21 protein-coding genes are annotated in these 20,615 nt (G+C 37.2%); 14 read left to right on the top strand and 7 right to left on the bottom strand.

Translation table 11 applies throughout. The features are described 5' to 3' along the window. Nucleotides 1-312 precede the first annotated feature (312 nt). Together AC6CH7_RS09020 and AC6CH7_RS09025 are read right to left on the bottom strand one after the other, a co-directional pair. Nucleotides 313-564 (bottom strand): hypothetical protein, encoded by a 252-nt coding sequence (locus AC6CH7_RS09020; protein ID WP_498262378.1) that lies wholly within the window; start codon nt 562-564, stop codon nt 313-315. Nucleotides 565-671: 107 nt separating this feature from the next. Continuing rightward, complete coding sequence (locus AC6CH7_RS09025; protein ID WP_498263091.1) at nt 672-2,840, bottom strand: S46 family peptidase; 2,169 nt, start codon at nt 2,838-2,840, stop codon at nt 672-674. Nucleotides 2,841-2,961: 121 nt separating this feature from the next. On the opposite strand from AC6CH7_RS09025, the gene AC6CH7_RS09030 reads away from it, so the two are divergent. The 12 genes from AC6CH7_RS09030 to AC6CH7_RS09085 all read left to right on the top strand — a co-directional run bounded on the left by AC6CH7_RS09030 (nt 2,962) and on the right by AC6CH7_RS09085 (nt 13,992). Further along, on the top strand, nt 2,962-3,438 hold the full coding sequence (locus AC6CH7_RS09030) for a GAF domain-containing protein (RefSeq protein ID WP_498262379.1): 477 nt from the start codon (nt 2,962-2,964) through the stop codon (nt 3,436-3,438). Then, nucleotides 3,431-4,036, top strand: coding sequence for a DNA-3-methyladenine glycosylase (locus tag AC6CH7_RS09035; protein ID WP_498262380.1), 606 nt, complete (start codon nt 3,431-3,433; stop codon nt 4,034-4,036). The genes AC6CH7_RS09030 and AC6CH7_RS09035 overlap by 8 nt, the downstream gene beginning before the upstream one ends. Nucleotides 4,037-4,128: 92 nt before the next feature. After that, a complete protein-coding gene (gene kynU, locus AC6CH7_RS09040; RefSeq protein WP_498262381.1) occupies nt 4,129-5,424 on the top strand; it encodes a kynureninase in 1,296 nt (431 codons plus the stop codon). Nucleotides 5,425-5,435: 11 nt separating this feature from the next. After that, nucleotides 5,436-6,296, top strand: coding sequence for a bestrophin family protein (locus AC6CH7_RS09045; RefSeq protein WP_498262382.1), 861 nt, complete (start codon nt 5,436-5,438; stop codon nt 6,294-6,296). Nucleotide 6,297: 1 nt separating this feature from the next. Beyond that, complete coding sequence (locus tag AC6CH7_RS09050) at nt 6,298-7,197, top strand: histone deacetylase family protein (RefSeq protein ID WP_498262383.1); 900 nt, start codon at nt 6,298-6,300, stop codon at nt 7,195-7,197. A gap of 2 nt (nt 7,198-7,199) precedes the next feature. Beyond that, on the top strand, nt 7,200-9,077 hold the full coding sequence (gene topB, locus AC6CH7_RS09055; protein ID WP_498262384.1) for a DNA topoisomerase III: 1,878 nt from the start codon (nt 7,200-7,202) through the stop codon (nt 9,075-9,077). Between the two features lie 37 nt (nt 9,078-9,114). Further along, a complete protein-coding gene (locus AC6CH7_RS09060) occupies nt 9,115-9,492 on the top strand; it encodes a hypothetical protein (protein ID WP_294870080.1) in 378 nt (125 codons plus the stop codon). Next, on the top strand, nt 9,483-10,280 hold the full coding sequence (locus AC6CH7_RS09065; protein WP_498262385.1) for a hypothetical protein: 798 nt from the start codon (nt 9,483-9,485) through the stop codon (nt 10,278-10,280). Before AC6CH7_RS09060 ends, AC6CH7_RS09065 begins: the two co-directional genes overlap by 10 nt. Then, nucleotides 10,280-11,218: a tRNA (adenosine(37)-N6)-dimethylallyltransferase MiaA gene (miaA, locus tag AC6CH7_RS09070; RefSeq protein ID WP_498262386.1), complete on the top strand. Its 939-nt coding sequence runs from the start codon at nt 10,280-10,282 to the stop codon at nt 11,216-11,218. The genes AC6CH7_RS09065 and miaA overlap by 1 nt, the downstream gene beginning before the upstream one ends. Before the next feature lie 140 nt (nt 11,219-11,358). After that, complete coding sequence (locus AC6CH7_RS09075) at nt 11,359-11,862, top strand: hypothetical protein (RefSeq protein ID WP_498262387.1); 504 nt, start codon at nt 11,359-11,361, stop codon at nt 11,860-11,862. Nucleotides 11,863-12,048: 186 nt separating this feature from the next. Then, nucleotides 12,049-12,582, top strand: coding sequence for a DUF3347 domain-containing protein (locus tag AC6CH7_RS09080; protein ID WP_498262388.1), 534 nt, complete (start codon nt 12,049-12,051; stop codon nt 12,580-12,582). Nucleotides 12,583-12,702: 120 nt separating this feature from the next. Then, the gene (locus AC6CH7_RS09085) at nt 12,703-13,992 is read left to right on the top strand and encodes a citrate synthase (protein ID WP_498262389.1); all 1,290 of its coding nucleotides are present in this window, start codon (nt 12,703-12,705) and stop codon (nt 13,990-13,992) included. A gap of 59 nt (nt 13,993-14,051) precedes the next feature. On the opposite strand, the gene AC6CH7_RS09090 is transcribed toward AC6CH7_RS09085, so the two are convergent. From AC6CH7_RS09090 to AC6CH7_RS09110, 5 genes are read right to left on the bottom strand one after another with little or no spacing between them, the layout of a single operon-like run. Beyond that, on the bottom strand, nt 14,052-15,185 hold the full coding sequence (locus AC6CH7_RS09090) for a DUF3667 domain-containing protein (protein ID WP_498262390.1): 1,134 nt from the start codon (nt 15,183-15,185) through the stop codon (nt 14,052-14,054). 44 nt (nt 15,186-15,229) lie between these two features. After that, nucleotides 15,230-16,495, bottom strand: coding sequence for a nucleoside permease (locus AC6CH7_RS09095; RefSeq protein WP_498262391.1), 1,266 nt, complete (start codon nt 16,493-16,495; stop codon nt 15,230-15,232). A gap of 60 nt (nt 16,496-16,555) precedes the next feature. Beyond that, nucleotides 16,556-17,170, bottom strand: a complete 615-nt coding sequence (locus AC6CH7_RS09100) for a bifunctional nuclease family protein (RefSeq protein WP_498262392.1) — start codon at nt 17,168-17,170, stop codon at nt 16,556-16,558. Nucleotides 17,171-17,217: 47 nt separating this feature from the next. Next, nucleotides 17,218-18,189, bottom strand: coding sequence for an electron transfer flavoprotein subunit alpha/FixB family protein (locus AC6CH7_RS09105; protein ID WP_498262393.1), 972 nt, complete (start codon nt 18,187-18,189; stop codon nt 17,218-17,220). A gap of 45 nt (nt 18,190-18,234) precedes the next feature. Further along, on the bottom strand, nt 18,235-18,972 hold the full coding sequence (locus tag AC6CH7_RS09110) for an electron transfer flavoprotein subunit beta/FixA family protein (protein ID WP_498262394.1): 738 nt from the start codon (nt 18,970-18,972) through the stop codon (nt 18,235-18,237). A gap of 86 nt (nt 18,973-19,058) precedes the next feature. Between AC6CH7_RS09110 and AC6CH7_RS09115 the strand changes: the two genes are divergently transcribed. Then, a complete protein-coding gene (locus tag AC6CH7_RS09115) occupies nt 19,059-19,394 on the top strand; it encodes a tetratricopeptide repeat protein (RefSeq protein WP_498262395.1) in 336 nt (111 codons plus the stop codon). A gap of 11 nt (nt 19,395-19,405) precedes the next feature. Further along, nucleotides 19,406-20,608, top strand: a complete 1,203-nt coding sequence (chrA, locus tag AC6CH7_RS09120) for a chromate efflux transporter (RefSeq protein WP_498262396.1) — start codon at nt 19,406-19,408, stop codon at nt 20,606-20,608. Nucleotides 20,609-20,615: the final 7 nt, after the last annotated feature.

The following is a 20,615-nucleotide window of genomic DNA, read 5'->3' on the forward strand; positions in this document are numbered from 1 at the left end:
TAATTTGATTTTTCATCTTCACAAAGGTTCACATTATTCTCCATACCACCAATTAAATGTTTGGAGAGCGGCGAGTCTAAAAAGCTATTTTTTTGCTAAACTTCCCATATATTTGGTAGTTGTAGGCCACAGAATATTGTATTGTGTGTTTATTTAAGTTGCTGTAATACAAAGTATTTACATATGTTTTTTTAAAGTTTTTAATTATTTAAACAGGTGTTTGAGGGGTTTGAGGGGGTTAAAATGCAGAACAATATTCTGTTTGTTGATTTATTGATCTGTAATACAGTTAGTTATGTTTGTTTTGGTGCACTAGTACTGCTGTCTGTTGTATGCGGCCGAAAAATCATTTCTCATGCTCTTAAATCGTTCAACTACGGTGGCAATGAAAGCTTCATCAAGGATTTGAAAGATCTCGTTTGCTCCTCCTCCACTGAGGTCAAGTTCTGATAATTTATAGCTTTGCTCGAGGGTTCCCTGCTCAAATTTGATGATGTATTTTTGGTTCATATTAAACAAGGTGATCTTGCATTCTGGATGTGGAAGTTCTGCTATTACTCTCATGCTTTCTGTAGTTTATTAAGTAAGAAATTTGATTTTGTCTTGAAAAAAAAGTCGCCTTTCATTTCGTCGGGCGACTTTTTTTGATGGTTATTTTATGAATCTGTAGATTAAAGTTTAACGCCCATTTCTTTTACAAGAAAATCAGCTTTGTCAATTTTTGAAGCAACCCATAGTACATAACGAATGTCTACGCCAATTGATCTGCTGTAGCTGTCATTCCATGCATAGTCATTTATTGTTGCTCCAAATGCACGGTCAAAATTTACGCCTACTAGTTCGCCATAGGCATTCATGATAGGGGAACCTGAGTTTCCGCCGGTTGTGTCCATGTTGTAAAGGAAAGAAACGGGGACGTCGTTAAGGTCTTTCTTTGCGTACGGGCCAAAATCTTTAGCGTTCCAAAGTGCTTTGATTTGCTCTGGGTAAGCAAATTCTGGATTCCCTGTCGCGCCCTTTTCAAGTATTCCTTTAATAGTGGTGTATGGCCTCATATACGAGGCATCGGCCGGCCAGTAACCTTTAACATAGCCGTAGGTTAACCTAAGCGTGCTGTTCGCATCAGGAATGAAGTCTTTGTTTACGAACTTCTCCTTAATGTTTACGTAGTCGCCCATAAGCTTGTTTAACAGCCCATCTCTGCGGTCTTTTTCGGGTTTTAACTCATTGATTTGTTTTGCGATATCATCCTCAAAGAGAAGTAGTCCATCATTATATGTAGAAATAGATTTTGGCGATTGAAGCAATACATTTAAAACGTAATTGGCTTCTTTTAGCTTTGTTACTTCAAAAACACTTTCGACATATTGATCGATTACGTCATTGCTATTGGCTCCTTTACTGGTGATTTTGTTAACGGCAGTTACTTTTTGGATTGGGCTGAACTGAGAAGCGTCTTCAAGCATTCTTTTGAATATCTTTCTATCTGCGTCTATGTCATATGATTCATAGGTGCTTGATAAGGTTTGTTTAAGTTTTTGGATGTTCTGATCAAAAAAGTCTTGTTTTTCATCTGCTGGCTGTGCTTTAAGGGCGGTCTTGAACGCGTTTATATTTTTAGCAACTGTTAAAAGGTTCGTTGAGCTATAAATCTGTGTAAGCCAAAGGTCGCGCTGGGCATCGGTATTGATGAGCTTATACAGGTTGTCTATTTCGGTCATCAGGTTTCCGTATTTTGCTTTAGCGTTAACATTATTATTGATGAACTGAATAAGGGCCTCTTCTTCCTTTTTCTTTTTTGAAATTAGATCTATCCCTTTTAGTCCCTGTAGTTTGCCTCTGTAGTTCTTTAAAACATTAGCGTTTCTTTTTATGCGGGTCGCCAGTTTAATTTCAGTAGGCTTGTCTTTTTTACCAATAGTTTCCATTGTTGAATTCTGGAAATCATATAGGTTAGATACGTAAGGCAGCAGGAACTTTTCCTGATACTCTATAAATGCAGCCGGACGATGGCGGAATGTTTTTCCAGGATATCCTAAGATGAAAACGAAATCCTCCTCGTTAGTGCCTTTGGGGTTTACTTTTAAGAATTTTTTAGGAGTGTAGGGTATGTTGTCTTTAGAGAATTTAGCAGGAGAGCCGTCAGGTGCCACGTAAGCACGCATAAAAGAGAAATCTCCGGTATGACGAGGCCATACCCAATTGTCTGTTTCGCCTCCAAATTCGCCGATTTGTCTGTTAGGTACATATACAAGTCTAACATCCTGAATAGTTTTGTAACGGAATAATACATAGGTTTTTCCGATAAACATTTCCGATACCTCTGCTTTAATACTCGGATCTTTCTTTTCTGCTTCGATAACGATGTTTTTCATTACATCATTGATCATTTTTAATCGTGAGGCAGGATCCTCTATTTGTGCCACAGCGCTTAAAACGCGATCAGATACATCTTCATAACTGTCAGTAATGCGGCATGTTAGTCCTTTTGCTTCAATTTCCTGTTCACGTGTTTTGGCGACAAATCCGTTTGTCAGGTAATCATGTTCTGCAGTGCTGGCAAGTTGTACCGCGCTGAAGGCGCAGTGGTGGTTGGTGATGATTAAGCCTTCATTTGAAACGAAAGATCCGGTACAGCCACCAACATTTACAAGTGCATCAACCAGGCTGGTACCTTTTGGGTTATATATGTTGTTTTGGTCGATTTTTAAACCCGCCTTTTTTAAGTCAAGTTTATGGATTTCGCTTAATGGGAACATTCCTTCTTCCCATGGCTTGTAACCCGATTGGATAATTCCGAGCGTAAGGAGTGAAGTGATAATTAAGGTTTTCTTATTCATCTTTATGGTTAATATGGTAGTTAAAACTGCAAATTTAGGGATTTTAATTATGCTTTTACCCATAGATGGCAGTATTGACTACCTGGTTTTGTATTTTTGCAATTCATTTACATAGATTAAAATGGCAGAGGATTTACGTATAATAACCGATATTAGTAAGGAAGAGCAATACCGCTCTTTGATTCCGCAAATCAAAGCTTTGATAAGTGGAGAGAACGATCAGATTGCTAATCTGGCTAATATTGCAGCAGCTTTAAAAGAACAGTTTAAATGGTTCTGGGTTGGTTTTTACCTGGTAAAAGGCGATGAGTTGGTGCTTGGGCCTTTTCAGGGCCCTGTAGCTTGTACCAGAATCAAAAAAGGTAAAGGTGTTTGTGGTACTTCATGGGAACAGGCGGAGACTTTGGTAGTGCCCGATGTGGATGCATTCCCTGGTCATATTGCTTGTGCTTCTGCTTCAAGGTCAGAAATTGTTTTGCCTGTTTTTAGTAACAATGAAATTGTAGGCGTATTAGATGTAGATAGTGAATATCTTTCTCATTTTGATAATATTGACGCTAAGTATCTAAAGGAAATAGTTAGTTTAATAGATGCCTAAATTAGCCTATTCTTTTTATCAAAATACCGATGTCAATGATCTTGCTGCACAGTTGCTTGGCAAGTTGTTGTTTACCAGAATTGATGGCGAACTGACCGCTGGAGTTATAGTTGAAACAGAAGCATATAAAGGAATAGAAGATAAGGCATCTCATGCGTATGGAGGACGCTTTACAAACCGTACTCAGGTTATATATGAGGAGGGTGGCTTGTCTTATGTTTATCTCTGCTATGGCATTCATCATCTTTTTAATGTAGTTACTGCCCCAAAGGGGACTCCGCATGCGGTTTTAATTAGAGGTATTGAGCCAGTGCAGGGAATAGATATAATGCTTAGGAGAAGGAATATGGCAATATTAAAGCCTAATATTACTGCAGGTCCCGGATCGCTTTCAAAAGCTATGGGAATAGATAAAGGCTTAAATGCAAAAGATCTATTGGGAGATGAGATATGGATTGAAGATAACGGGATTGTTTTTCCTGGCGATCAGATTGTTTCATCAGCAAGAATTGGTGTTGATTATGCAGAAGATCATGCTTTGCTTCCCTGGAGATATTACATCAGGGGGAATAAATTTGTGAGCAAGCCAAACAAATAAAACTGATTTTTATAGTAGGTAAAACCACTATTGTTGATAACAAATGAGGCAGGTGATTTAATTATCTGCCTTTTTTATTGATATTTGAATCGATGAATTTTGAGAACAATTTAGCCTTTGCTCAACGCCTGGATCAGGCAGATCCGCTTAGTGGTTTTAGGCATGATTTCTTATTCCCACAACAAAATGGAAAGCCATTTATTTATCTGTGTGGTAATTCTTTGGGATTGCAACCTAAAGCTATACGTAAGGTTGTTGATGAGCAGTTAAACAACTGGCATAACCTGGCTGTAGAGGGCTGGTTTGAAGGCGATAATCCGTGGATGTTTTATCATAAAGAGTTAAAAAAACTGATGGGTCCGTTGGTTGGGGCAAGCGCTAATGAGGTTTGTCCGATGAATACTTTAACGGTTAATTTGCACTTGCTGATGGTCAGTTTTTATAAGCCCGTTAAAGGCAGGTTCAAGATCATCATGGAAGCAGGCGCCTTTCCATCAGACCAGTATGCAGTTGAAAGTCAGATTCGTTTTCATGGATATGATCCTGAAGAAGCGATTGTTGAGGTGGCCCCAAGAACAGGTGAACATACATTAAGAACAGTAGATATTTTAGCACAGATTGCCGAACATAGGGATGGGGTAGCATTAGTGTTATTTGGTGGGGTAAATTACTTTACCGGGCAATGGTTTGATATGGAGGCCATAACCAAGGCTGGGCATGCTGCAGGAGCTATTGTAGGCTTTGATCTGGCACATGCTGCAGGCAATGTTCCATTAAAATTACACGATTGGGGTATCGACTTTGCTTGTTGGTGTTCTTATAAATATCAAAACTCAGGACCAGGTGGAATAAGTGGCATTTTTGTTCATGAAAAGCATTTTACAGATACCAGCCTGAATCGCTTCGCAGGGTGGTGGGGATACCAGGAAGCGCAACGATTTAAAATGGAGAAGGGCTTTTTTCCTGAAGCGGGTGCAGATGGATGGCAAGTGAGCTGCACTCAGGTAATGCCCATGGCATTATACTTTGCTTCCTTGCAGATTTTCGAAAAAGCCGGGTTTTTGGAACCAATAAGAAGTAAAAGTAAAGCTTTAACCTCTTATTTGTTTTATGTTATAAATCAGGTCAATAAAGATTTGCTTTATGAGCAGTTTGAGATTATAACTCCTGACAATGAAAATGAGCGTGGCGCTCAGGTATCTATTATTGCAAAGCAGAAAGGAAAAGAGATTTTCGAGAAACTGATAGCAAATAATGTTCTTGGCGATTGGAGGGAACCTAATGTAATCAGACTGAGTCCGGTTCCTTTGTATAATTCATTTGAAGATGTATTTCGTACAGGCGAACTTTTAGTAGAGATTACTAAAGGTGTTATTAATACTATTTAAGAGATTTTAATATGATAAACTATAATCCGAAAGACTGGTTCACTTTTATCTTTCATGTTCATAAAGCTGATACAATTAGAAAATTGTGGCCACTAATGATTAGCGTTGCTATTTTTTCGGCATTAATTGCTTTTTTGGAACTCAATTATCTGAAATTGGCAGAAACCACGTATGTTAAAAATATTGGAATGATGCACAACTTGCTTGGCTTTGTAATCTCCATGTTGTTGGTATTTAGAACCAATACTTCTTACGACAGGTGGTGGGAAGGCCGGAGGCTTTTGGGGGCACTAACCAATGTGAGTCGTAATTTTGCGATAAAGATTAAGTCGTTAAAGCTAAAAGAAGAGCATGTAGAATTTTTTGAATACGGAATTCCAAAGTATGCCTTTGCTTTAAAAGAGCATTTGAGGGAGAAGCAGTATTTCGGCAAAAACAGTTTCCTTATTGAGGTTGATGGTGGGAAGCACATTCCTAATCAGGTAGCAGCCAGTATTTCGTCTAAAGTTTTTGAATTGCAGGCAGCAGGAACTATCAGTCAGGAACAGTTAATTATACTTAATGCAGATGTTCAGCAGTTTACTGATATATGTGGTGGCTGTGAGCGCATTAAGAATACACCTATTCCGTATTCTTATAGTGCTTTCATTAAAAAATTCATTTTCATATATGTAATTACTTTGCCATTTGGCTGGGTATTTAGCTTAGGTTACTTTGTGGTTCCTATTGTGCCGTTTATACTGTATGTGCTGGCCAGTTTGGAGCTTATTGCAGAAGAGATTGAAAACCCTTTTGGATCTGATGCAAATGATTTGCCTGTCGACGAGATTTGTAATAACATTGAAAAGCATGTAGAGCAAATATTGCGATAAGATGGTTAAAATTGCCTGGCATCCTTTATTTGCACACCCTTTACCAGAGGGGCATCGTTTTCCGATGGTTAAGTATGAGTTAATCCCTGAACAGTTATTGCACCAGGGATTTATAACTAGTAAGAACCTATTTGCTCCTGATAAAGTAAGTGAAGAGGTGATCTTACTGACGCATAAGAATGAGTATTGGAAGGAGCTAAAGGATTTAACGCTTCCTGCAAAGGAACAGCGAAGGATTGGGTTTCCTTTAACAGCACAGTTGGTAGAGCGCGAGGTGAGGATTGCCCAGGGAACGATAGATGGTGCCCTGTATGCAATGCAGTTTGGTATAGCTTTTAATGTTGCAGGTGGCACGCATCATGCCGGGAGCAATTGGGGTGAGGGATTTTGCTTATTAAACGACCAGGCTATAGCAGCCAATTATTTGCTGGATAATGGTTTAGCTAGTCATATCTTAATTGTAGATTTAGATGTTCACCAGGGAAATGGTACAGCGGAGATCTTTTATAATGAACCGCGTGTGTTCACTTTCTCTATGCATGGCGACAAAAATTTCCCTTTTAGAAAAGAGCAATCTGATTTGGATATAGCTTTGGAGGATGGAATTGAAGACGAATTGTATTTAAGTAAATTAAAATCGCATTTGCCTCAGCTGCTAAAACATAAACCTGATTTTGTATTTTACTTATCAGGAGTAGATGTACTTAAAAGCGATAAGTTAGGTAAGCTGGCTTTATCAAAAGCGGCTTGTATGGAACGAGACAGGATGGTATTGCAGTTTTGTAAAAACAACAATTTACCAGTTCAGGTGAGTATGGGCGGAGGGTATTCGCCGGATATAAAAGATATTGTGGATGCACATTGCAACACATTTAAAGTTGGTTTAGATATTTTTGAATAATTATGAAGATTGTTATTGCAGAAAAGCCTTCAGTGGCTCGTGAGTTGGCTAAAGTCTTCGGCGCTACTACAAAAAAAGACGGCTATATAGAGGGTAAGGGATATTCTTTTACCTGGGCATTTGGGCATTTGCTTCAATTGGCTCCCCCTCAAGAGTATGGTTTTATTGGATGGCGGAGGCAACATTTACCAATGCTGCCTAAAAAATTTAAGCTTGGTATTAGAAAAATTAAAACTAAGGATGGGTTGGTGGAAGATCCGGGTGTTAGAAAGCAACTGGATATCATTAAGAAATTGTTTGATGAAGCTACCGAGATTATTGTGGCAACTGATGCCGGGCGGGAAGGTGAGCTTATTTTCCGCTATATCTACTATTTTTTGAAATGTAAAAAGCCTTTCAAGAGGCTATGGATCTCTTCGCAAACTGATGAAGCTATTAAGGAAGGTTTCAGAAATCTAAAACCAGGAACGGATTACGATACACTTTTTAATTCGGCACATTGCAGGTCTGAATCAGATTGGCTGGTAGGAATGAATGCAACCCAGGCACTTAGTATATCTGCAGGAGCGCGGTCGGTGCTTTCATTGGGAAGGGTTCAAACACCTACTTTGGCAATGATTTGCTCCCGCTTTCTGGAAATTAAGAATTTTGTGCCTCAACTATATTATCAGCTTGCAATACAGTTAGACAAGGATGGCCAGCTGTTTAAAGCAATCTCTGTAAATAACTTTGATAAGAAGGAGGAAGCAGAAGAACTATTCGCAAAAATTGAGGACTTTGCCTCTGGTTTTCCAAATGGAGGTAAGATCTTAACTGTAGAAGCAAAACCAAGAAAAGAGCCACCTCCCTTATTACATGATTTAAGTAGCTTACAGCAAGAAGCCAATAAACGCAAAGGATTTACAGCAGATCAGACGCTGAACTTGTTACAGGGCTTATATGAAAGTAAATTGGTTACTTATCCCCGTACAGGGAGCAGATATATTGGTGATGATGTTTTTGCTGGTGTTCCGAATCTTATAGATAAGCTGAAGGTGCATAAGGATTTTGGGAAACAGGCTGATTTTCTACAAACGGTACCTTTAAATAAGAGAAGTGTAAATGCAAAGAAGGTAACGGATCACCATGCTATTTTGCCTACAGGTGAATCTCCTTATCAATTGAGTGGCGATAAACAGGCCATTTTTGATATGGTAGTTGGCCGGATGCTTGAAGCGTTCCACCAGGAATGCGTAAAAGAAATTACAAAGATAACAATTGAAGCCGGCTCAGTTTTTATGGCAAATGGAACAGTAATTCGTTCTGCTGGCTGGAGATCGGTATTTAATGAATCGGATGACGAAAAGAAGGATGAAGAAAATCCATCATTACCGAAGGTAAAGGCAGGCGAGGAGCTTCCAATTGTAAATAAAGCTTTACTTGAGAAGCAAACAAAGCCTAAGCCGCTGTACAATGAAGCATCCTTATTAAAAGCCCTTGAAACCTCAGGAAAAGATATAGAGGATGAAGAATTGAGGTATGCAATGAAAGACAGCGGATTGGGAACTCCTGCTACCAGGGCTGCTATTATTGAAACGCTGATTAACCGCGAATATATTATCAGGGAAAAAAGAAATCTGGTGCCTACAACCAAAGGTTTAGCGGTTTATGATGTGGTAAAAGATCAGAAAATTGCGCAGGCAGAATTAACGGGGCAGTGGGAAAAGAGATTGGAAGAAATCCGCTCCGGAGCATCGGTAGCTGATTTTAAAGCCGAAATTACTGACTATACCAGGACTATTACGAATGAATTGTTACAATCGGGAATGGGCCTTGCAGAGAAGTTTGCAAAAGAACAGAAGCCTGATGAGAAAGTAAGCTTAAACAATATTGAAAAATAGATGTTGTTTATTTGATAGTCATCTATAACTTGAAACAATGAAAACTGATTTTGTAGAAATTTTTCAAACCATCAGGGCATCGCTGCAGCCTTATGCTACTGTGGGTTTTAGTAATAGAGTAAACAGTGAAACTTCCTTTGACCTTTGGAGTGATAAGAATGTGGTGATTGAAGGAAAGCAAAGAAATGAAGTTTTCTTTGCAAGTATAATTATTCTAAAAGGACATGTTGGGTTTTATTATATGCCTGTATACACAGAGCCTGATATGAAAAAGATTTTTGGTCCTGATCTGCTTAAATTGTTAAATGGTAAATCATGTTTTCATATCAAAAAACTGGATGATGCATTGATGTTGCAAATAGAGGAAGCTCTGGCGGCTGGGTTTAAACTTTATAAAGAAAAAGGTTGGGTATAAAACCAGTTTGGCAACAAGATGTAATTACCAGTTTTGGGAATATTGGTATTACCACACATGATATTAAATCGCTGGGATACAAACTGCTATCTATTGGGGCAGGGGAGGTTGTAGTTAATCTTATTTCACTTAAAAATACTTATCGTCCTGAAGATCTGATATTGTTACAGGAGCAATATCAATTGAAAAATATTTCTGTAGTACATTTATGGGAAGATATATGGGAGACTAGAAAAGCACAGGTAATAGGGCGAATCTCGTCCATCCTTGGCCTGAACAAACGTATTCATGCTCGTAAAACGAAGATTATTCAAATTACTCAAAAGCAGGCTGATGACTTCTTGAATAAGAATCATTTGCAGGCATCGGCCAAATCCAATTACAAATTCGGACTAAGTTTGGATGATCAGATCATTGCAGTCGGTTGTTTTAGTAACCTCAGGTATATGAAAGGACTTAGTCCAGGCTATAGATCTGCTGAGCTAATCAGGTTTGCCAGTTTATCTGGTTATACCGTTATCGGAGGTTTCACCAAGTTATTGCAACATTTTATTAAGAGTTATAAGCCAGATGATATAATGAGTTATGCTGATAGGGATTGGTCGTTAGGGAAAGCTTATGAGCAATCGGGGTTTAAACTCACTCAGGTAACACCTCCTTCGCAGATATGGCTAAAGCAAGATACTTTAGTTAGATATTTCGCTCATAGATTGCCTGCTGAGCTTATCGATGATGAGTATATAGAGATTTATAATACCGGTAATTTAAAATATATTTTATACTTATAATGCATCAAAATCCTTTGTTGATCATTTTGGGGCCAACTGCATCTGGCAAAACCAAGCTCGCTGTGAAATTGGCCGAAGCGCTAAAAGGAGAGATAATCAGCGCAGATAGCAGGCAAATCTTTAGGGGTATGGATATTGGTACAGGTAAAGATCTTAGTGAGTATGTGGTGAATGGAAAAGTTATTCCATATCATTTGATCGATATTAAAGAAGCAGGAGAAAGATATAACGTAAACGAATTTAAAGAGGACTTTTTTGCTGTTTTTCAGAAATTAACTCATCAAAGTGTACTTCCTATACTTTGTGGTGGTACAGGGATGTATCTTCACAGTATTCTTCAAAATCATGAATACACTGCTATACCAGTAAATAGTGAACTGAGGGACACTTTAAAAGACCTGGATAATGAGTTATTACGGAACAAATTGTCTGCTTATCCATCCGAATTTACAAAACAGGCAGATCAATCATCCCACAAAAGAATGATCAGGGCAATTGAGATTGCCGAATACCTGATGCATCACGATTTGCTATCAATTGAAAGACCTGGAATTGATCCACTGGTGATTGGGCTAATTTCGGATGTTGAGCTTCGGAGACAGAAAGTAATCGATCGTCTTGAGCTTAGGTTTAATGAAGGAATGATCGATGAGGTGAGGAAGTTAATTGCTGAAGGAGTTACTAAAGAAGACCTTGTTTTTTATGGCTTGGAGTATAAATTTATCGCAGCTTACCTTTTCGATGAGCTAAGTTATTCTGAATTAAAAGAAAGACTTGCTATAGCGATTTGCCAATTTGCAAAACGACAGATGACTTTTTTTAGGAAGATGGAGAAGGATGGGATTAAAATAAACTGGTTTAAAACGGAGCTAAATCCTGATGAGTTATTTGATAGCGTTCTAAGTACTTTTAAATTAAAATACAACGATCACAGTTAAGTTATGTGATATAATTGTTAGTGTAATTTAAAAGTTGTTATTCCTTTAATAATATATTTCTTTTCAACGTATGGCATGCAATTTGTAAATGATAAGGTGTATAGCAAAAAACTATGCATTAAATTTAAATAAACGATCAAATGAAAAATTCTACAAAATTCTTTGCGACTGCAGTAGCTGCAGTGGCGTTATTTTTTACCACTAATGCCAGTGCCCAAAAACTTGGTATTGGAGTGAACCTGGGGGTTCCAACAAACGATGGTTTTAGTTTTGCAATTGGTGCAGATGCCAGACTTCAATTTGATGTGTCGAAACAAATATCTATTCCGGTAACTACCGGTTATACTCATTTTCTTGGAAAAGAGGTGGCAGGAGTTGACGGACCTGATTTTGGCTATATTCCACTAAAAGCTGGTGTAAAAATATTCTTTGATGAAACCGGATCAGGTCTTTATGGTTTAGGTGAGCTGGGAGCTGCTTTTGGCGTTACTAATGGCTCAGGAACCTCATTTCTTTATTCACCTGCACTAGGTTATTCATGGAGTAATGGTTTGGACTTAGGAGTGAAATATGAAGGCCTTTCAAAAGGAGGAGGAAATATAGGACAAGTAGCGTTACGTGTAGCCTACGGATTCAAGTTATAATGTTGAAATTGAATATTTTATTTAAAGCCCCTGATTTTTTCAGGGGCTTTTTTAGTTATTTAAATATAAAATAGGTATTTTAACCAAAAAAACAATGTAATGGAGCTGTTTTAGATCTATATCAGCATGATTTGCTGTTTTAGATCTACATATAGATTCATAGATTTATAAAAATATAGATAAAGTATGAAAAAATATCTTGCGGCCGGAGTGCTTTTAATGGCTCTGTCTTGTACAAACACAGATAAAAAAAATACGCAGGCTTCAACAGATAGTATATCTGAAAGTAAGGTAGCAGCTACTGTTGTTGAATTAACCGATAGTAAAGTTCAAAATATTTATGACGGTTATATCTATTTAAAAGATGCTTTAGTAGAATCAAAGTTTGAAGATGCCCAAAAAGCAGCAGCCCAGTTAAAAACCAGCCTTACTAATTTTCCAGGTTGTGAGAATACGGCTATAATTGCAGAAAAAATAGCTTCGGCCAAAGATATAGCCTTACAAAGAAAAGAATTTACTTATTTGAGTTCAGATGTAATTGCGATGTTTAAACACGCTGATTTGAAAAAAGGCTCTATTTATGTTCAACATTGCCCTATGGCCAATAAGGGAGAAGGAGGAGATTGGCTGGCTTCCGAAAAACAGATTCAGAATCCTTATTATGGAGATGAAATGATGGATTGCGGCGCAGTTTTGGAAGAGATCAAACCTAGTAAGTAGTTATTAATCTTACTTGATTTTGACCCACATTTAATAATTATTTAACAGCTTTGTTATAGTTGATTTAATGCTAATAGAAAAGGATTAGTTAGTTTTGTTTATTATAAATTTAAGATATATATGTCAGATATTGCAGAAATTAAGATTGATGGGAAGGTATACGAATTCCCGGTTATAACAGGTTCCGAAGGAGAGAAGGCCATAGATATTTCCAAACTTAGAGACTTAACAGGTCACATTACTTTAGATTTTGGCTATAAAAACACTGGGTCAACAAAAAGTGCCATTACTTTTCTTGACGGTGAAAAGGGAGTTCTAAAATATCGTGGTTATCCAATTGAAGAATTAGCGGAAAAATCAACATTTCTTGAGGTAGCATATTTACTTATATATGGAGATTTACCTAAACAAACTGAACTGAACGATTTTCAAGCTCAAATTAGCAGACATACGCTAATTCATGAGGACATGAAGAAGTTCCTTGATGGATATCCTTCAAAATCTCATCCAATGGCGCAATTGTCTTCATTGGTTTGTTCATTGTCAACGTTTTATCCTGAATCATTAAATGCAAATTCATCAGCAGAAACGATGGATTTAACAATGATCAAGTTGTTGGCTAAATTCCCTACAATTGTATCTTTCATTTATAAAAAATCATTAGGTCACCCACTTATTTATCCTAAAAATAAGTTCGATTACGTTAGTAATTTCCTAAATATGATCTTTGGGCAACGTACCGAAGAAATAGAAATAGATCCGGTAGTAGTTAGCGCAATGAACACATTGCTTATTCTCCATGCTGATCATGAGCAAAACTGCTCTGCATCCACTGTAAGAATGGTGGGGTCTTCTGATTGTAACTTATACGCTTCGGTGTCTGCAGGTATTGATGCCCTATGGGGACCATTACATGGTGGAGCTAACCAAGCTGTAATTGAGATGTTAGAGCTTATTAAAGAGGATGGTGGAGATACCGAAAAATGGATCAACAAAGCAAAAGATAAGAATGATTCCTTCCGTATGATGGGCTTTGGTCATAGAGTTTACAAAAACTTTGATCCAAGAGCTAAAATCATTAAAAAGGCATGTGATGATATTTTAGAGAAATTGGGTATTGATGATCCTGTTTTAGAAATTGCTAAGAAACTGGAAGAGGCAGCATTAAGTGATCCATACTTTGTTGAGCGTAAGCTTTATCCTAATGTCGATTTCTATTCGGGTATAATTTACAGAGCACTTGGTTTCCCAACAGATATGTTTACAGTTCTTTTTGCTTTGGGTCGTTTACCAGGGTGGATTGCTCAATGGAAAGAAATGCACGAAAACAAAGAGCCTATAGGTCGTCCACGTCAAATATATGTAGGTCATACAAATAGAGAATTTATTGGTATAGAAAAGAGAAAATAGATTTAACATATATCTTAAATAAAAAAACCTTAGCTGCTTAGCTAAGGTTTTTTTATTTATTATACAAAGTAATATATGAATCGCTCAATTATCCATTCAGAAATGAAAGCTGCCATCATATACAAGAAGCAGAGTGTTATCATTTTCTTAATGGTCACTTTTCTGGAGCGCTGGTAGAATACAGCTAGCGCTTTATAGAGATACCAGATAATCCCAATAATTACTGCCCACTTAATGAGATCACTTATGGAGGATTCCATACCAAATAAATCTCTCCTCAAAGGAACTGTAACTATTTGAGTAATAAAAAAAGCTGTTGTTCCGTGTATAGTAAATATAAGGTGATCTAAATAATAGATGTGGTTTCTTCTGAAATTCCACATGATAAATAAAGCCAGTAAAGGCATTAATAAGAAGTATTGTTTTGGCCTATAATGTTCAAGTTCTTCTTTTACGGACCAGTTTCCAGATGCTGATTTTTGGTTTATAGCAATTTCACGTTTCTTAAAAATTCTATCAATCCAGGAATCACGATCTGCTTCATTTAGTTTTTGCTGCCTCAGCAAGTATGAACTATAAGTACTGTCTTGTTTAATAATATGTGATTTCTCATAGGACCTTAACACATCATCGTATTCATTGGTCTTTAAACTATCTATTGTATATTTAAGTTCTTTAATTTTCTTTTGTTGATCTGCGAAACTAAGTGATTTGAATTCGACTAAGTCAAGTTTTCTTTGCAAGTAGCTTGCCGATTTTCCAATAAAAGAATCATCGTCAATATCTTCGTCCTTTAAAGTTTCTTTTAGCGCTTCTGTTTTTGATTTTGCTGAATCCTTACTTGCAGAAGAATGAAATTCTACTGCTTCGGTTTTGTGCTCCAATTTATTTGGAACTACAATGAAATAAACAATAGAAACAAAGATATACATGCTAATTGGATTGATGTATCTGGCTCTTTTACCAGCTAAATAATCCAGTGTAACTTCTCCCGGTTTTGTAAGTAAGGGCGATAATGTTTGAAAAAACTTATTGTCGAAGTGGAAATAATGGGCAATACTGTGACTTATGAACTGCCAGAAATTTTCTTTAAGCTCCAGATTAGCCTGTCCGCAATTACTGCAATAATGTTTTTCTACATTTTGCCCGCAATTCAGGCAATTATGTTCTTTTCTATATTTCCCAGTTGACATAAATCTATTAAAAACGGTTACTAAAAAATCCTAAAATAATTAGTTTAATGGCTCATTGCTTTTATAGCCGATTCCTCTGCACGGTTATGTTTATACTTGAAAATAAACGGAAAAATAACTGCAAGCACTAGTGCATAGGATGCAAAAGTAATCCAGATTCCTTGCCAATCCTTGCTATGGTCGGCATAAGTAAAAAACTTATCAATAATTAACCCGCTTGTAAAACTTCCAAAAAGTGCTCCAAAACCGTTTACCATCATCATGAATAAGCCTTGTGCACTACCTCTTATTGTGGCGTCAATTTGAGTTTCCATAAATAAAGATCCAGAGATATTGAAAAAGTCGAAAGCCATACCGTAAACAATACAAGATAGGATGATCATCCATAAACCTCCTGCCGGATCAGCAAAAGCGAAAAGACCAAATCTTAACACCCAGGCTAGCATACTTAACAGCATCACATACTTAATTCCAAATTTCCTTAAGAAAAAAGGTATTGCAAGAATAAAAAGGGTCTCAGATATCTGAGAAATAGACATTATGATTGCCGGGTACTTTACCGCAAGTAGGTTTTCGTATTCCGGGATATTTTTAAAGTCGTGCAAATAGGTATCGCCGTAAGCATTGGTAAGTTGTAGGGCGGCCCCTAAAAACATAGAGAAAAAGAAAAATACAGCAAATTTCTTTTGCTTAAATAAAGTAAATGCCCTTAAGCCGAGTGCATCAACAAATGATTTCGAATCAATTCTGTTGGCAAGAGGGGGGCACTTAGGTAGTGTAAAGGCGTAAATACCTAAAGCCAGTGAAACAGCAGAAGCAATATAAAATTGATTAGAGGATGCCTCGTTTCCTGAAAGACTTACTACCCATAAAGCTGCAATAAATCCGATAGTCCCCCAAATCCTGATTGGCGGATAATCTCTTACAACATCTTTCTGAGCACTTTTTAATGCTGAATAAGCAACTGTAATAGAAAGAGATAGCGTTGGCATGTAAAAGAACATGTTTACGAGTATAACCCAGAAAAAGGTGGTAGGATTATCTACAAGAGGCAAAGAGAAAAGACTAACTGCTCCAAGGATGTGTAAAATTCCATATAGTTTCTCTGCGTTAATAAAACGATCGGAAATAATACCCATAAGAGCGGGCATAAAAATAGCAGAAATACCCATGGTCGAGAAGATTGCTCCAAACTCTGAACCGGACCATCTTTTATTTTGAAACCAATAAACTCCAATAGTAATGAGCCAGGAACCCCATATAAAGAATTGTAAAAAATTCATTAGAGTTAAGCGAAACTTAACATTCATAAATAATAGTTTAGTTGGTTTTTTAAAGTAATGGCTGAATATATAACTATTTTAAAATTGTTAAGCTGAATTTCTTTTATTTATTTCATCACGAATTCTTGCAGCCTTCTCATAGGCTTCTTCAGTAATCGCATCTTGAAGTTTTTGCTGCAGTTCTTCCAAGCTTAAGGCTTTGTAATTACTGCCTGGAATTGAAGTGCTGATGTCTTCTGAACCCTGTTCTTTAGGAATGCTGTCTATGTTTTCAAGAAATAGGAAATCATTTCCCTCAATTACAATTCCTGCTGAAGATAAAATGAATTCATAGGTATAGATAGCGGCATTAAAACGAACAGCCAAAGCTATAGCGTCTGATGTGCGGGCATCTATTTCATGAGTGGTTTCACCATCGGTACAGATCAGTTTTGCAAAAAAGACACCTTCTACCAAGTTATAAATCAAAACTTCCTGTATTTCAATGTTATAAGTCTGGGCAAATGTTTTGAACAGATCATGAGTTAGTGGCCTGCTTGGCGTCATTTTTTCAATTTCGATTGCAATAGCCTGTGCTTCAAATGCACCAATAATTATAGGCAAACGTCTTCTTCCGTTTACTTCGCCAAGAACCAGAGCATAAGCTCCTGATTGAGTTTGGCTATAGGATAAACCAACAATATCGAGTTTTACTTTTTTCATATTAAATAATATCCGGCAAAGACAATCTGCATTTGCCGGATATTTAGTTAACCTTTATGTGCTTTTAATGCTTCTATTAATTTTGGAACAACTTCAAATGCGTCACCAACAATTCCATAATCGGCAACTTTAAAGAAGGGCGCCTCGGGATCTTTGTTGATTACAACAATAACTTTAGATGAACTAACACCAGCTAAATGCTGTATTGCACCTGAAATACCTATTGCAATATATAAGTTTGGACTTATGGCGATACCTGTCTGACCAACGTGTTCCGAGTGTGGTCTCCAGTCAGCATCAGAAACTGGTTTAGAACAAGCAGTTGCTGCACCAAGAAGGTCAGCCAGTTCTTCAATCATTCCCCAGTTTTCAGGACCTTTTAATCCTCTTCCTGCTGATACAACAAGTTCTGCATCAGGTAAGGAAACCTTATTGGTTGCTCTTACTATTTCTTTAACGATAGCAGTAAGATCAGTTGCTTTAATTTCCGGACTAAATGCCTCAACAGTTGCATCAACTGCTGATTCTTTAACACCAAACGCATTTGGATTTAAAGCTAAAATTTTAACTGTTGACGTTAATTCTGTAATTGCAAAAGCTTTACCCGAGAAGGCAGTTTTTTTTACAAGAAACTTGCCGCCATCCAATTGAGGCAATTCTACAGCCCCATCTACCAATCCGGCTTTAAGTTTAACAGCCACACGAGGAGCTAAGCCTTTTCCTGAAAAAGAGTTTGATAAGACAACTACGTCTGCACTTTCTTTTTTTGCTGCTTCAGCAATAATTGAGGCATATGCCTGATTTACGAAATTCTTAAGCTGATCATTAGAAACATTTAAAACTTTAGAAGCTCCGTATTTACCTAATGCTTTAAGTTCACTTTCATCAACATTACCAATAGATATAGCGGTTAAACCACCACCTTGTTTATCTGCAATGGCTTTTGCATAAGATACTGCCTCGAAAACAGATTTCTTAAATTTGCCATCTACTTGTTCTACATATACTAAAACTGACATACGATCTTTATTAAATAATTTTTAAACTCTGAAATAGAACTTCAGTTAGATAACTTTAGCCTCCTGATGTAATAAGTCAATTAATTTAGCGGTCTCTTCTGCAGGAACCAGCTTAACTGCACCACGTGGAGGAGGAGTTTCAAATTGCTGAACTTTAGCAACCTGTTCAATTTCCTTAGCTTCAACCACTACAAGAGGTTTAGTTCTTGCCGACATAATGCCTCTCATGTTAGGTATTTTAGGCTCAGCAGTCCCCTCTGCACAACTTGCAATAAACTTGCCAGTTACAGAAACAACTTCTTTACCACCTTCAATTTCGCGATCAATTGTTGCAGTTGTTCCATCATAATCTAATTTTTTAATGATAGAAATAGACGGGATGTCAAGGAATTCGCCAATCATTGCAGCAACCTGAGACCCATTATAGTCTATAGATTCGCGACCGCAAAGGATCATGTCAAATTCAGTAGTTTTAGCGTATTCTGCTATCTGATAAGCTGTAAAATACGCGTCTCTTGGAATCGCATTAATTCTAACGGCGTCGTCAGCACCAATAGCAAGTGCTTTTCTTATGGTTGGTTCTGTCTGGCTTTCTCCAACATTTATTACGGTTACCGTTCCTTTACCACCCTCACAAAGCTCAATAGCTCTTGATAAGGCAATCTCATCATAAGGGTTAACAATAAATTGTACACCTGAGGTATTGAATTGTGTATTATCGTTAGTAAAAGTTATTTTTGTTGTTGTGTCGGGCACATTACTGATACAAACTAATATTTTCATATGTATAAATTTGTTTTAAAGGTAATGAAGCTGTTTTAGCTAAAATTGTCTTTTTGCAAATCTAATTAAAAAAGCAGGGATTAAAAATGCAAAGTACCCGATTAACCAAACTATTAAACTTTTTAGAGAGCGAACCTAATGATCCTTTCGTTTTGTATGCCCTTGCAACAGAATATAATTCAGCAAATGACCCTGAAAAAGCATTTGAATACTATTTGAAGCTTGTAGCTGAGCACCCTGATTATGTTGGAACTTATTATCATCTCGGAAAGTTGTATGAAAAAACAGGGAAAACTGAAGAGGGGATAAAAATATTCCAAAAAGGGATGCTTGCTGCCAAAAATAAAAGAGATATGCATGCTTTTTCTGAGTTACAAGGCGCGTATAATTCTGCAGCGGGTTTAGATTATGAAGATGATTAATCACTAAAAGATTGAGCAGTAAGAAGCAACTTTTATTTATCAGAAATGTGATACTGTTCACGTTTACTGCTTTTGGGGGTGCGCAAGCGCATTTGGCCTTATTGCTTAAGTATTTTGTAAAGGATGCCAAATACATCACAGAAGAAGAATTGTTGGAACTGAATGCGTTAGCACAGGTATTGCCTGGCCCGGCATCTACTCAAACACTGGTTGGTATTGCTTATAAAGTAGGAGGGTTAAAGCTTTCTTTAATCACTTTTATAATCTGGATTTTTCCCTCTGCTGCTATCATGACTTTTGCCGCTATCAGCTATGCAAAGGTTGACCACAAAGAAAAGTTTGTAGAGATATTGGAATATATACAACCGATAGCCTTGGGTATTGTTGCTTTTGGGGCTTACAACCTTTCAAGAAGGGTGCTCGTTTCACAATTGTCTGTATTTCTTGCCATTTCAGCTATAATTTCTACTCTCGTATTGAGAAATGCCTACGTATTTCCTATTGCCATTTTAATAGGAGGTATGATTTCTTCTGCTTTAGATGCTCCAAAAGAGGAAAGTGAGATCCGGGTAAAGTTATTCTCAAATATAAATCCTAAAAAACTGATCTATTTTGTAGGTGTGCTATTGTTTCTGGCCTTATTGGGAGCCATTATTAACCGTACTTCGCCTTTTAGTTTGCCTATCAGGTTGTTCGAGAATTTTTACCGTAATGGTATTTTTATTTTTGGCGGAGGGCAAGTACTTGTTCCGCTTATGTTTACTGAATTTGTGCAAATGAAGCATTACCTGCATTCGTCGGGCTTTCTGTCTGGTTTTGCATTGCAGCAAGCTTTACCGGGGCCAACGTTCTCATTTACCAGCTATGTTGGTGCACTAAGTATGAGGAACTTTGGATATGGAGTAACTGGTCAGATAACTGGAGGAATAGTAGCCGTTTTAGGAATCAATCTGCCTGGATTGATTTTGGTATTATTTATTGTTCCCTTTTGGGAAGATCTTAAAAAGATAGCACGTATTAAATATTCATTATCAGGGATAAATGCCGTGAGTGTGGGTTTTATTATTGCTGCATTTATTCTACTTGTAAAGCCAATAGGTATGGATTTTACAGCCATAACGGTCTTGATAATGACATTTCTTATTCTGAATTTCACTAAAATAAGCCCGCCTTTTATTGTTCTGGGAGGTATATTGTTAGGTTACTTTTTATAACCCTAAA

Source organism: Pedobacter sp. GQ55 (genome assembly GCF_059758925.1).

What these genes read in the sequence shown, in the direction of transcription:
- AC6CH7_RS09035 (WP_498262380.1), top strand. Translation starts at nt 3,431, where the DNA reads ATGCCTAAATTAGCCTATTCTTTTTATCAAAATACCGATGTCAATGAT.
- AC6CH7_RS09100 (WP_498262392.1), bottom strand. Translation starts at nt 17,170, where the DNA reads ATGAAAAAAGTAAAACTCGATATTGTTGGTTTATCCTATAGCCAAACT.
- AC6CH7_RS09075 (WP_498262387.1), top strand. Translation starts at nt 11,359, where the DNA reads ATGAAAAATTCTACAAAATTCTTTGCGACTGCAGTAGCTGCAGTGGCG.
- AC6CH7_RS09090 (WP_498262390.1), bottom strand. Translation starts at nt 15,185, where the DNA reads ATGTCAACTGGGAAATATAGAAAAGAACATAATTGCCTGAATTGCGGG.
- AC6CH7_RS09095 (WP_498262391.1), bottom strand. Translation starts at nt 16,495, where the DNA reads ATGAATGTTAAGTTTCGCTTAACTCTAATGAATTTTTTACAATTCTTT.
- AC6CH7_RS09115 (WP_498262395.1), top strand. Translation starts at nt 19,059, where the DNA reads ATGCAAAGTACCCGATTAACCAAACTATTAAACTTTTTAGAGAGCGAA.
- AC6CH7_RS09085 (WP_498262389.1), top strand. Translation starts at nt 12,703, where the DNA reads ATGTCAGATATTGCAGAAATTAAGATTGATGGGAAGGTATACGAATTC.
- AC6CH7_RS09020 (WP_498262378.1), bottom strand. Translation starts at nt 564, where the DNA reads ATGAGAGTAATAGCAGAACTTCCACATCCAGAATGCAAGATCACCTTG.
- topB (WP_498262384.1), top strand. Translation starts at nt 7,200, where the DNA reads ATGAAGATTGTTATTGCAGAAAAGCCTTCAGTGGCTCGTGAGTTGGCT.
- AC6CH7_RS09105 (WP_498262393.1), bottom strand. Translation starts at nt 18,189, where the DNA reads ATGTCAGTTTTAGTATATGTAGAACAAGTAGATGGCAAATTTAAGAAA.
- AC6CH7_RS09080 (WP_498262388.1), top strand. Translation starts at nt 12,049, where the DNA reads ATGAAAAAATATCTTGCGGCCGGAGTGCTTTTAATGGCTCTGTCTTGT.
- AC6CH7_RS09050 (WP_498262383.1), top strand. Translation starts at nt 6,298, where the DNA reads ATGGTTAAAATTGCCTGGCATCCTTTATTTGCACACCCTTTACCAGAG.
- AC6CH7_RS09030 (WP_498262379.1), top strand. Translation starts at nt 2,962, where the DNA reads ATGGCAGAGGATTTACGTATAATAACCGATATTAGTAAGGAAGAGCAA.
- kynU (WP_498262381.1), top strand. Translation starts at nt 4,129, where the DNA reads ATGAATTTTGAGAACAATTTAGCCTTTGCTCAACGCCTGGATCAGGCA.
- AC6CH7_RS09045 (WP_498262382.1), top strand. Translation starts at nt 5,436, where the DNA reads ATGATAAACTATAATCCGAAAGACTGGTTCACTTTTATCTTTCATGTT.
- AC6CH7_RS09060 (WP_294870080.1), top strand. Translation starts at nt 9,115, where the DNA reads ATGAAAACTGATTTTGTAGAAATTTTTCAAACCATCAGGGCATCGCTG.
- AC6CH7_RS09025 (WP_498263091.1), bottom strand. Translation starts at nt 2,840, where the DNA reads ATGAATAAGAAAACCTTAATTATCACTTCACTCCTTACGCTCGGAATT.
- miaA (WP_498262386.1), top strand. Translation starts at nt 10,280, where the DNA reads ATGCATCAAAATCCTTTGTTGATCATTTTGGGGCCAACTGCATCTGGC.
- AC6CH7_RS09110 (WP_498262394.1), bottom strand. Translation starts at nt 18,972, where the DNA reads ATGAAAATATTAGTTTGTATCAGTAATGTGCCCGACACAACAACAAAA.